We start from the raw sequence: 12,402 nt of genomic DNA, 5'->3' as shown, positions 1-12,402 counted from the left end.
TGGCTTTCCTGGTTGGATTCCTACTGGTCGCTGGATATGGGGCGGTGGTTCTGCCGAATTCCTTTGGCACGGCCGGTCTGCACGCGCATAACTCCGGGCAGGGCTCCTCGTCATCGGTCGGGCCGCACATTCACAACGCCGCGCTGCCCGCCGCGGCGACGGAGGCCGTTCCCGTTCTCCTGTCGCGGACCGGGTGGACGGCCACGGCCAGCGACGCCGAGACCGCCCGTATCAACGGCCGGGCCAGCAACGTGCTGGACGGAAAATCTTCCACGATGTGGCACAGCCGGTGGTCGCCGGCACCGGCGGCACCGCTGCCGCACAGCATCACGATCGACACCAAGGCCACGCGCAGCATCGGGGGTTTCCGTCTTCTCCCGCGGACGGACGGCGCGAACGGTCGCGTGGGCACCTTCGAAATCCGGGTGAGCACTACCGGCACTGACTGGACCGTCGTCTCAACCGGAACCATGCCGGACACCGCCTCCGAGAAGACGGTGTCCTTCACCGCGGTGAACGCCCGCTACGTCCGGCTGACCGCGAGGTCCGAGGCGGGAAACCGCGGCCCGTGGAGCAGCGCCGCCGAGATCAACTTGCTGGCCGGGCAGACGGCATCCCCGTCGGGGGTGCTGCCGCGCGCCGGATGGACTGCCACGGCCAGCGACGCCGAGACCTCCCGCATCAACGGCCGGGCCAGCAACGTGCTCGACGGCAGCACCGCCACGATCTGGCACAGCCGGTGGTCCCCGGCCCCGGCGGCACCGCTGCCGCACACCATCACCATCGACACCAAGGCCACACGCAGCATCGGGGGTCTCCGCTACCTTCCGCGCACGGATGGCGTGAACGGGCGCGTCGGCAACTACTCGATCAGGGTCAGCGCCGATGGCGCCAGCTGGAGCGACGTCGCCAGCGGCACCTGGCCGGACACCAGCGCGGAGAAGACGGTGTCATTCACGGCCGTGACTGCACGCTACGTCCGGCTGACCGCGAGCTCCGAGGCGGGGAAACGCGGTCCGTGGAGCAGCGCCGCCGAGATCAATCTGCTGGTAGGGCAAACTGTGTCCGCCTCGGGTGCATTGCCCCGCGTAGGGTGGACCGCGACGGCCAGCGACGCGGAGACCTCCCGCATCAACGGCAGGGCCAGCAATGTGCTCGACGGCAGTACCTCCACCATCTGGCACAGCAGGTGGTCCCCCGCCCCGGCCGCACCGCTGCCGCACACCATCACCATCGACACCAAGGCGGCGCGAACCATCGCGGGGCTCCGCTATCTCCCGCGAACGGACGGCACGAACGGGCGGGTCGGCACTTTCAAGATCGCGGTCAGCGACGACGGCACCACATGGAGCGACGCCGCGAGCGGCACCTGGCCGGACACCGGTGCGGAGAAGACGGTGAACTTCACCGCGGTCAGCGCCCGCTACGTCCGGCTGACCGCGACCACTGAGGCCGGCAACCGCGGTCCGTGGAGCAGCGCCGCCGAGATCAACCTCCTCGGTCCGTCCATTGGTTCCTGGGGTCCGACGATCAACTTCCCGCTGGTCCCGGCCGCGGCCGCGCTATTGCCGGGCAACCGGATGCTGACCTGGTCCGCGTATTCTCCCACCGCTTTTGGCGGCAGCAGGGGCTACACGCAGGCGTCCATCCTGAACCTGTCTACCGGTGTCGTGAGCCCGGCCCAGGTGGTCAACACCGGTCACGACATGTTCTGCCCCGGGACCTCGATGCTGCCGGACGGGAAAATCCTGATCAGCGGCGGCAGCAACAGCTCGAAAACCACTCTCTACAACCCTGCGACGAACGCCTGGTCCGCCGGGCCGGACATGATGATCCCCCGCGGCTACCAGAGCAATGTCACCACGTCCACCGGAGAGGTCTTTACCATCGGCGGTTCGTGGTCGGGCGGGTCGGGCAGCAAACACGGCGAGGTCTGGTCTGCGGAGGGCGGCTGGCGCCTCCTGCCGGACGTGCCGGTTGACAGCACCATGACCGCCGATCCCCGCGGCGCGTACCGGGCCGACAACCACACCTGGCTGTTTGCCGCCTCTGGCGGCCGGGTGTTCCAGGCCGGGCCCAGCCGCCAGATGAACTGGATCTCCACCACCGGCAACGGCAGCATCACCTCGGCCGGCAACCGCTCGGACAGCGCCGACGCCATGAACGGCGACGCCGTGATGTACGACGTCGGAAAGATCCTCACCGTGGGCGGGGCGCCGGCCTACGACGACTCTCCTGCCACGGCACGCGCCTACACCATCGACATCAACAACGGGGTCACCGCGGCCCGGACCGGCGACATGGCCGTCAGTCGGTCCTTCGCGAGCGGTGTCGCTCTGCCCGATGGGCAGGTTTTCGTCGCCGGCGGTCAGCCCATTCCGGTTCCGTTCAGCGATACCGACGCCAGGATGTCCCCGGAAATCTGGAACCCGGCCACGGGGGAGTGGACCACCCTGGCCCCCATGGCCATTCCCCGGACTTACCACAGCGTCGCACTGCTGCTCCCTGATGCCCGGATTTTCGTCGGCGGCGGCGGGCTCTGCGGCAACTGCACCACCAATCATCTGGACGGCGAGATTTTCACACCGCCCTACCTTCTGAACGACGACGGCAGCGAACGCTCCCGGCCGACGATCGTGACAGCACCGGCCACCGCGCCGGCCGGCAGCACGATTGCGGTGACCACCGGGGCGCCGGTCAGCAAGTTCTCCCTGATGCGGATGGGCACCGTCACCCACACCGTCAACACGGACCAGCGGCGGATCCCGGTCACCGCAACCGCGGCGTCCGGCAATACCGCAACGCTGAAACTGCCGGCCGACCGCGGCGTGCTGGTGCCGGGCACCTATCTGCTCTTCGCCATGGACTCCAAAGGCGTTCCCAGCGTCGCATCAACCATCACCATCAGCTGACGGTGATGACACATCCGGAGGCGGTCAGACCGGCCTCCCCGCAGCTGCAAAAGTCTGGGTGTTGCAACGACCGCTAGAACTCGCCCCAGCAGGCGGGGTCCTTTTGTATTGCCCGGCGATCGGCACTGCCATGAAATGGCATGATGATGCGGTGAGCTCCGAAGAAAACCACGGCCCGGCCGTTGACCTGCTGGAAGCCGTCCATCGCGACCTTGCGACGACTGCGCTGCCGCTGGCTCTGCCCGGCTCGGACGAGGCGCGGTTGGACATCCGCAACGCCCTGGCCCAGCTGGAGGACTATATCCTGCCGCGCTACCGGAGCCTGGACGCGCCGCTCCTCGCCGTCGTGGGCGGATCCACCGGCGCCGGGAAATCGACCCTGGTCAACGGCCTCGTGGGGCACGCCGTGACCCGCGCCGGGGCCATCCGGCCCACAACGCGCCAGCCCATCCTGCTGCACCACCCCGCCGACGGCCGGTGGTTCGAGGACCAGCGGGTCCTGCCGAGCCTGAGCCGGATCCGCGGAACGGTGAACCATGAACCCCGGCCCGCCAGCCAGGCCGGGCCCACGCCGGACGCCGCCGCGATCACCTCGCTGGTGCTGGTCGCCGACCCGGCCGTGCCGCAGGGGATCGCCTTGCTGGACGCTCCCGACGTCGACTCGGTGTCCGCTGACAACCGCCAGCTCGCCGGGCAGCTGCTGGCCGCCGCCGATTTGTGGGTGTTCGTCACCACCGCCAACCGCTATGCCGACGCCGTCCCCTGGCGCCTGCTGCTGGACGCCGCCTCCCGGGACATCATGGTGGCCGTGGTCCTGGACCGGGTCCCGCCGGCCGCCGAGGACGAGGTCAGTGCCGACCTGCAGTCCATGCTCAGCAGGGAAGGCCTGGGCGGGGCAAAACTGTTCGTCGTCCCCGAGGCGGCCCTGGACGGGATGGGGATGCTTCCGCCCGAAGCCGTGGAGCCGTTGCGCGTCTGGGTGCAGGAACTTGCCGCAGATGCTGCCGGCCGGGCAGACATCGCCCGGCGGACGCTCAACGGGACCGTCAAAGCCCTGGGAAGCCGGGTCGAGGCAGTGGCCAAGGCCGCCGGGGACCAGGAACACGCCGCCGACGTCCTCGCCGGGGACGCCCGGGACGCCTACCGGGACGCCGTGGCACGGATCCTTGAGGCCACCCGGGACGGCGCCCTCCTGCGGGGCGAGGTCCTGGCCCGCTGGCAGGACTTCGTGGGCACCGGCGAGTTCTTCCGGGCGGTGGAGCAGAACGTCGGCCGGTTCCGGGACCGGCTGGGTGCCTTCTTCCGCGGCGAACCGGCACCGGCGGTGCGGGTGGAGACGGCGATCGAGACCGGACTGCAGGCCGTCATCATCGATGAGGCCGCCAACGCGGCCGAAGACACGGACCGGCGCTGGCGTTCCGATCCGGCCGGCCGCCAACTGCTGGGCAGTGACGACCTCTCCGGGACCTCCGACGGCTTCGCCGAAAAGGCTGCCGCCGAGATCCGGGCCTGGCAGGGGAGCCTCATGGAATTGATCCGGACCGAGGGCCAGGGCAAGCGCACGCAGGCCCGCTGGCTGTCCTTCGGCATCAACGGACTCGGCGCCGCCCTGATGATTGTCGTGTTCTCCATGACGGCCGGGCTGACCGGCCTGGAGGTCGGCGTCGCCGGCGGAACCGCCGTCGTCGGACAGCGGCTGCTGGAAGCGGTGTTTGGCGAGGACGCCGTCCGCCGGCTCGCCAAGACCGCCCGCGAGGATCTCCACGCCCGCTGCCAGCGGCTGCTCGAGGCGGAACAAGAGCGCTTCCTGGCCCGGCTTGAGTTCACCGACGGGGTCGCTCCGGCGGTGCTCTCCGGGCATGCGGTACTCGCCGGCCACGCTGTGGCCTTGCGCCGGCTGGCGGCCTCCGCATGAGCCGCCATGGCGCCGCCGCGCAGGCTTCCCGGCTGGACCGCCGGCTGGAGGCCCTGAACGAGGCACGCGAACTGGCCGCGGGGGCGCTCCCGGACGACGTCCTGGACAGGGTGCTCCAGGTGCTGGACCGGGCCAGTTCCCGGCGGTCCCTCTCCGGCGACCACACGGTTGTCGGCTTCTTCGGGGCCACCGGCAGCGGGAAATCCTCCCTCTTCAACGCCGTCAGCGGCGAGGAAATCGCGACGGCGGCCGCCCGGCGGCCTACCACCTCCGAGCCGCTCGCCGGCATCTGGGGCGCCGAGGGCAGCGAGCCGCTGCTGGACTGGCTGGACGTCCGGAACCGGCACCATGGCGCGCCCGTGCCAGGTTTCGCCGACGAAGGCACTGGCCTGATCCTCCTGGACCTTCCCGACTTCGACTCCACCCGCGCCGCCAACCGCGAGATCGTGGAGCGGATGGTGGGGCTGGTGGACGTCCTGGTCTGGGTGCTCGATCCGCAGAAATACGCCGACGCCGCGGTCCACAACGACTTCCTCACCCCGCTGGCCTCCCACGGCGCCGTCACCCTGGTGGTGCTGAACCAGGTGGACCGGCTCCCGGAGCGGGACGTTGCCCCGGTCCTGGAATCACTCAAGGCCATCCTGGCCCGGGACGGGCTGGGCAAGGTGCAGGTCATTGGTGCCTCTGCCGTTGCAGGGACCGGCGTGGACAAGGTCCGCGCCGCCATCCGCCAGGTGGCCACGCAGCGGCAGGCCCAGTCCCAGCGCCTGGGCGCGGACGTTACGGCAGAGTCAGCCCGGCTGGGCGAGGCGTCCGGCAGCGGTGAGGCGGCCGGGGTCAGCGCAGCGTCGAAGGCGCGGCTGGCGGAGGAGCTGGCGGTTGCCGCCAACGTCCCGGTCGTGGTGGACGCGGTGGTCCGGTCGTACCGGCTGGAGGCGACCCGCCGCACCGGATGGCCGGTGACGCGCTGGCTGGTCCGCTTCCGGCCCGATCCGCTGCGGCGTCTCAACCTGCGCCGGGAGGGCGCCAAGCCCGAAGTGAACCGCACCTCGCTGCCGCCGGCCGGCGCCCCGGAGCGGGCCCGCACGGACGCCGCCGTCCGTGAATTTGCCGACGCCGCGTCCGACGGCGCCCCGGGGCCCTGGCGAGCCGTCATCCGCGGTGCCGCCCGCGAGGGCCGAGAGCAGCTTCCCGATGCCCTGGACCAGGCCATCGCGTCCACAGAGCTGAAGGCGGGCGGCACATCCTGGTGGTGGACGCCGTTCAACATCGTCCAGTGGTTTGCCCTGCTGACAGCCCTCGGCGGTTTCGCCTGGCTGGGAGTGCTTGCCGCGCTGGGCTATTTGCAGCTGCCCGTGCCGGAGGTTCCGCTGGTGGAGGGCTGGCCGGTGCCGACCGTCATGATCGCCGGCGGGGCGTTGCTGGGGATTGTGCTGGCCGTCCTGGCGAAGTTCATCGCCGGCGCAGCCGCCCGGGCACGCGGCGCGGCGGCCCGGAAACGGCTGAAAGGCTCCGTCGCGGCTGTGGCGGAAGACTTTGTGGTGGAGCCGGTGGCGCTTGAGGTGAGCCGGCTGGCGTCCTTTAACAAGGCACTTCAGGCGGCGGCCCGCTGACCAGTCGTACCAGAACAAATTCCAATTGGCTTCGAGACAATCTGAATTGAGGCTTTGAATTTACCAGCGGTGGATAATCTACTGAAAAACGGATACATAGAAGAGTTTTTCAAAATCAGATAGATGTATGCCAATTTCATTCATCGCAGCCAAGAAGGTGCTATAATTCCTAGGTGAATTCTTCTGAGCCGGCGTTGAAGTTATCAGCATCCAGTGTTCCGCCACCAAATGAACGGAATCCGGACCTATTAGCGTCATTGCGCGCTCCGGTAGTAGTGCTGGGTAACTCGAATCACCTCCCGGCAAGTATCCGCGTCGGGAAGACATTAGCTGTGTTTCACCCAGGGGCAGAGGGCGCCCGTAGAGGCAACAAGTTCTACCTACTCGATGGTGTAGGCATTACTGGCTCAACAACCGTCATTGATGGTGAGGGGGTTGCCGATTTCCTTGACCGAAGTTGCCAGCATGAATCTGCCGATGCTGTAGCCGACCGTTGGGGTAAGGGCGTCAAGAATCCCTGCGCCGCTTTTGTCATCGATTTGGACGCTCAACAAGTGCTTTGTTTGCCAGACCCACTGGGCGGGGCTCTCGCTTTTAGATATCTCTCAAACGGCGCACAAATTATTTCCACCGACATGGTTTCGCTGGCAAATGTAGTGACGGCAATGAGACTTCCGCTACGCAAGTCGGCTGACTTCCAACTGGAGCGGTTGATCCTCGGCAATGGAGGCTTGACGCCGTCTAGCTATGAAGACGTCGATCGGTTGGATCCTTTTGAGTACTGGCAGGTATCCAAGGATGGTGCAAGACGTGGCCGCTATGCTCCGGATGATTCTGAACCAACATACGTTGAGTCGGTTCAAGGGATTCGCGATGAGCTCATTGAGTCCGTTCTGGCTGTATCAAAGCTTCCGACAGATCGAAGAATTGCTCATATCACCGGCGGCTTCGATTCAAGGCTCGTCCTCGCCGCCGCTATGGCGGCCGGATGCGCCAAAGACTTCATGTACTTCTGTTCGGGACCGGCTGGCAGCACTGATAGAAAGATTGCCGACGGCTTGAGCCTCACTCTCGATTTACGTCGAAGCTCAGGCGGCGGTCTCGCGGCATCACCACTGACCGGTGTTCATCAGGAACTACTTGCGCCCCTGTATCATTCAGGTGGAATCACATCCTCGGGGCCCAACGGTGGGGAACTGAGGAGCAACGTCGTTGTAGCCGGCGGTGGTTATGGTGGCCTTCTCCGAAGCACATTTTCGTCGAGATTCAGCGCCATCGCACCCGAGGACGTGTCGCCGACCAGCCTTATGGACAAATTAGCGCCTCGCGCAGCCGGCAACGGGCACATCTTTGCAGAATCTACGCTGTCTTCTCTGGGGCAGAAGTTGTTCCAGGCGTGGCAAAATATACGCGAACTGGGGCATGAACATGATTCCGTCGGTGACGTGTTCTATTTGTCTGTAAGAAATCGCTACCACTTCGGCCAAAACTCAATGCTTTGGAGCCGCGTGGGCCGGAGATTTGATCCGCTGTACTCGGTTGCGGCAGCGACTGCAGCCACTCGCTTGCCGCTATATTCCCGCCAAACCAACGTCCTGGGTTTTGACGTCATGGAGAGCTTTGGTCTCAACATGGAGAAGTATCCCTTCGATACAAACAGATTCACCGATGCTTACAAGAACCTCAGACGGGCTCCCCGCCAACTCGAGTTTTCAAGCGCGGGTCCAGTCAGGTTCGATGACTCGCATCAGATTTCCTATGGTGGGAACGTGTCACTTCCATCGGCGCTAGAAGGGTTAGCTGTCGCCAGTCCGACATTGACTGGCGACCAGCGCAAGGCTGTCGTTGAAAAGGCCAACAAGATCGGGCTGAACTACTGGCACATCGCTAAATTGGAAACAGCACAAAAATCCCTGCGCGCGGGTTTGGACGAGTTTGGCTTGACCGCAATCGAGGGACTGGTCGACAGCGAGTACGCAAGGCATCTAGCGAAGGACCGCTTGACCAAACGAGCCGAAATCAGAGACTTATACTCAATGTATGGTCTCGTAGCTTGGCTCGGAGTCAACTCATAGAGAGTAAATGCCCTCACGACTGAGCTTCTGCAGTTGCTCCTAGTGAAATGTCTAATGACGTTGAACCTTTGGGCCGCGCGCCGAAGCGACCAGCCGTCACTCACGGCGCCGCGTGCCAGGCGAAGCCGCTCGGACTGTTCCAGAACCGCATTCGGGTACGGCACGAAGCCTCCTAGTGCTTGTGTTTGTACTCGAGAAACACCGCACAGCACCGGAGGTCTTCCTCATTGCGTCAAATCGCTCAACGTCTCACTAAGCTCCCGGCTCAATAGAGCTCTCCGCGGAAAGTCCTGCGGAAAACCTTGGACAATATTGACGTCGTGCTGCGGATTCAATACGGGCGCGATGATAGATTCTTGCTGTCGTGAGACGCCTCCGAATCACGGGCTGATTGGGCAACCCGGATTTCCCACGTGGAATCCATTTGGCGGGCGCTATTGCTATCCGGACACTAATGACAGGCACTATCCGTGACACAGGTCCCCAGAATCATCGGGCGAAGAAGCGTATTGTCCATGGCCGTCAGCATGGGGGCCGGGGCTGTGCTTTCCTCCTCCGCCACCGCCAATGCGGCGAGTGTGCCGGCGAACTCCTTGGCATCACTGAGCGCCGTCGATGTCCTGCTGAGCACTGTCGGTACGGAAGCCTCTACTGTCTTACGACGGTATAGCAAAGTCTTCAGCAGCGTCCCGGATCCCAGTGCGGTCTTCTACCGCAACCAAGCGGGCGTCCTCAAGCTGGCTGCCGGTTGCCACGGGCTTTCCGACCAGGTGCAGGTCTTCGATGCCGCCACTGGGAAACGGGAGATGTCAGCCACCCCTTTCCCGGAAGGCGGAGGAGGCGCTGGGAACGTTAGCTATGAACCGGTCTCACGCTCGATTCTTGCTTTCGGCAGCACGGTCAAGAAGGTCAGCATGACGGGGACCGTGACTAATGGGTTCGCCGCCGCGGCAGGGACGACGAACGTTTCATTTGCACGGGCAGCCGATTCGAAGAACAGGATTTGGTGTGGCAACTATCCTACGGGCAGTGCCACCCGCTTCGATCCTGCAACGAGTGCGACTATTCACACGCCGCGGGTACATGCCGGCGCGGAATATGTTCGCAGCCTGGCAGTCGATGCGAACGACAACGTCTATGCGGGGACCGGCGCGCAGAATCCACGAATTGTTACCTGGCACACCGACACCCCGACGAAATTACGGGAGATCGCACTTCCGACCGCGTCTGCCACAGGTTTTGTCCGCAGCATTTCAGCGCACTCCGGTTGGCTCTTCGTTTTCTTCGACGGTGCCGACGGCCCCCTGACTTTTGGGGCGTACGACACAGCAGCAGGCGCTTGGAAGGCGCTTCCATGGGCATGGGCACCGGCTGGCCGTGTCTCAGCAGGGTTGGGTGCCAGTGGCGACATCTATGCCGTCTGGAACACTGTCGGAACGCACAAACTAATGCGGATCAACTCCAAAACCATGGCTGCGGAGTTCGTCTGCTTGGTTCCTGATACTCCACGCGCCCTGAGCGTGGAAACCATTAATGGAGCAACTTTAGTAAACCTCCTTTGTGGGGAGGGTCATAACTACAAGTACGTCCAGGTTTCAGTGGCCGGAATGGTGATTACCCAGACGGTCGCTATTGCGTTTGCTACGGGGTCCTTCCAGGTTCAGACGCTGCTGCCGACTGCGTCCGGGTCCGTCATGTATTTGGGTGCCTTTATGGGCGACGGTATTGGTTCCGTGGATTTGGTAACGCGGGCGACTTGGCGCTCGTCCACCGACACGGGCATTGCCCAGGTCGAAGGGATGTTCCAGTACGACGACTCAAGCATTTACGTGGGTTCATACGGTGGGGGCCGCCTTTTCCGGTTCAATCCACAGACCAAGAGCGTAACGACCCTCATTGAGCTGGGCGAAAAGTATCTGCAGTCCCGGCCGTTCGCTTGGGCCCGCGCGGGCGGGCGGGTAGTAGCTGGAACCGTTGCGGAGTACGGCCACAACACGGGTGCACTGGTGAGTATCAACCCCCTAAATAACTCCGATATCAGCGTGACCAGTAGTCCCGTTCCGGGACAGTCTGTCCTCGGCCTTGTTGGCGAGGGGGACATTGTCTACGGCACGACCGGGATCAAGGGCGGTTACGGGTCAGTGAACGACACTAAGCCAGCGCATGTATTTGCCTGGAATGCCCGGCTGAAGCAGCTTGTTTGGAAGCGGGCCCTGACCGGCGAAGTCGAGATCAATAGCCCGATTTTGGTTTCAGGAATCCTTTACGTGAGCACCAACAACGGCGTTATTAGACTGAATAAGTCCAGTGGCAGCCTCGTGTTAAAGTACAAGCTCCTCAACCGTGACGCTCCTGCCGGCTACAAGACGAGCAGCATCAGCTACCTCCCGTCGGTGAAATCGATTTTGCATGAGTGCGGCGGGACAGTGACCGTTTTGGATATGGAGTCGCGGACCAAGAAGGAGATCCTGCGCGGAAGCTATTCCAACATGGTGGTTTCCAGCAAAGGTAAGCTTTATCTCACCGCGAACGGCACAGATGTGGTTGAGGTCGATACAGTACAAAAGCCGTCTATCCGGTCCGCGGCAGATCTCGTCACCGTGGGAACTGACGGCTGGCTTTATGTCACGCGGTCCCTCGGAGGCGGAAAGTTTGCGCCGCCGTTGCGGGCCGATTCGGGCTTCGCCACCTATGTCCGTTCCTGCCACGTGGTGGACTGGAACGGTGACGGGATATTCGATGTGGTCACCAACCATGGCGACGGGACACTACAGTTACACATCGGTCTGCGGGAGGGTGGCTTCGCCGCCGGCACGATCGTCGGTGCTAGCGGTTGGTTGGACAGGAAGTTGGCGATCGGCAAGTGGGGTACCACCCTGTCTGTGGTGGCGTCCGAGAACATCGGTGGAGCGCTTAGGGCCTGGCCGGTCCTATCGACGGGCAAGCTGGGCAATCCGGTCACGATCGGTTCGGGATGGAAGCGCAAGCAGATGGTCATGCTGGTACCTTCGCGATCGACTGCTGCCGCCCTGATTGTGAACGATGCCGGGTCCCTGTTCCGTTATGCCCGGACATCCACCGGCAAGGTCTCCACAGTGCCCGTACGGCTGAGCGTCGGCGGGTACACGGACATGACGGCGATGACCGGGGTCGTCAACCACAAAACCGGTCTCAACGGCATCGTTGGGGTCGATGCCGCGGGCGCGGTCAAATACTCGGATGTGGCGGCCAGCTCAGTCGGAACGCCCATTAAGTATTCCTTCCTGATGAAAAACTACAGGTTCGCCAGCAGCTAGGACGTCGGCCTTGGGCCCTTCAAGTCTGTGGCGATGCGGCGCGGAGCTTCGGTTTCCCGGTCGGCTTGCTAAACGGGCTGTGCAGCGTGCCACCGGTGGGCGCCAGCCACGCCAGAACTCCCGGACCCAGCGTAGTCCCCTGCACACACCAGAGCACTGCCAGCCCGTCTCGATATCCTTCTTGACGGCGCCCGGGAACAGCTCACTGGTGCGCACAACGTTTTCCCCTAGCCAGGAGCGACTGCACGCCCGAAAACGGACGCAACTTCAGGCGGGCTGCTAACGGACCCAATCACGGGCGTCCGTGAGTTCCTTCGCCATACCTGTATGCGCTCATGCCGGGAGTATGGCCGCGCCACGATCCTCGAGCTGCGCCTTGAAGCTCTAAAGGTTTTCCTAAGCCCCTCACGATAGCTTCGAAAAGGAAACAACCGGTTGTTCCTTTGTCGAGGACGGGCTGACCGTGATGTATCCACCAAGAGAAGTAGGGCGTCGCAGCATTCTCTCCCTTGCCGTGGGCTTGGGGGCTGGGGCGGCAATATCGGTCGGAAAAAGCACCGCCATCGCAAGCGTTCCCGCCGCGTCCCTGGA

Annotated in this window: 5 protein-coding genes and 1 pseudogene; 5 read left to right on the top strand and 1 reads right to left on the bottom strand. The window is 64.1% G+C overall.

The window, feature by feature from the left end; translation table 11 throughout:
- Positions 1 to 44 precede the first annotated feature (44 nt).
- The 4 genes from AC6EUH_RS07450 to AC6EUH_RS07435 all read left to right on the top strand — a co-directional run bounded on the left by AC6EUH_RS07450 (position 45) and on the right by AC6EUH_RS07435 (position 8,515).
- Positions 45 to 2,912, top strand: coding sequence for a galactose oxidase family protein (locus AC6EUH_RS07450; RefSeq protein WP_499738249.1), 2,868 nt, complete (start codon positions 45 to 47; stop codon positions 2,910 to 2,912).
- 130 nt (positions 2,913 to 3,042) lie between these two features.
- On the top strand, positions 3,043 to 4,827 hold the full coding sequence (locus AC6EUH_RS07445; protein ID WP_499738248.1) for a dynamin family protein: 1,785 nt from the start codon (positions 3,043 to 3,045) through the stop codon (positions 4,825 to 4,827).
- The gene (locus tag AC6EUH_RS07440; RefSeq protein WP_499738247.1) at positions 4,824 to 6,440 is read left to right on the top strand and encodes a GTPase; all 1,617 of its coding nucleotides are present in this window, start codon (positions 4,824 to 4,826) and stop codon (positions 6,438 to 6,440) included. The genes AC6EUH_RS07445 and AC6EUH_RS07440 overlap by 4 nt, the downstream gene beginning before the upstream one ends.
- 173 nt (positions 6,441 to 6,613) lie before the next feature.
- On the top strand, positions 6,614 to 8,515 hold the full coding sequence (locus AC6EUH_RS07435; protein ID WP_499738323.1) for a hypothetical protein: 1,902 nt from the start codon (positions 6,614 to 6,616) through the stop codon (positions 8,513 to 8,515).
- Between the two features lie 56 nt (positions 8,516 to 8,571).
- Here AC6EUH_RS07435 and AC6EUH_RS07430 read toward each other — a convergent pair.
- Positions 8,572 to 8,679: pseudogene (locus tag AC6EUH_RS07430) on the bottom strand (IS481 family transposase); the annotation flags it as partial.
- A 351-nt stretch (positions 8,680 to 9,030) separates the two neighbouring features.
- Between AC6EUH_RS07430 and AC6EUH_RS07425 the strand changes: the two are divergent.
- The gene (locus AC6EUH_RS07425; RefSeq protein WP_499738246.1) at positions 9,031 to 11,811 is read left to right on the top strand and encodes a hypothetical protein; all 2,781 of its coding nucleotides are present in this window, start codon (positions 9,031 to 9,033) and stop codon (positions 11,809 to 11,811) included.
- The last annotated feature ends 591 nt before the right edge of the window (positions 11,812 to 12,402 follow it).

The organism is Arthrobacter sp. 001422645, from assembly GCF_059816125.1.
The sequence above is the reverse complement of the archived record's forward strand: the minus strand, read 5'-3'. Positions and strand labels throughout refer to the sequence as shown.

Excerpts from the sequence above, each read along its gene's own strand:
- AC6EUH_RS07425 (WP_499738246.1), top strand. The coding sequence starts at position 9,031 with ATGGCCGTCAGCATGGGGGCCGGGGCTGTGCTTTCCTCCTCCGCCACC.
- AC6EUH_RS07440 (WP_499738247.1), top strand. The coding sequence starts at position 4,824 with ATGAGCCGCCATGGCGCCGCCGCGCAGGCTTCCCGGCTGGACCGCCGG.
- AC6EUH_RS07445 (WP_499738248.1), top strand. The coding sequence starts at position 3,043 with ATGAAATGGCATGATGATGCGGTGAGCTCCGAAGAAAACCACGGCCCG.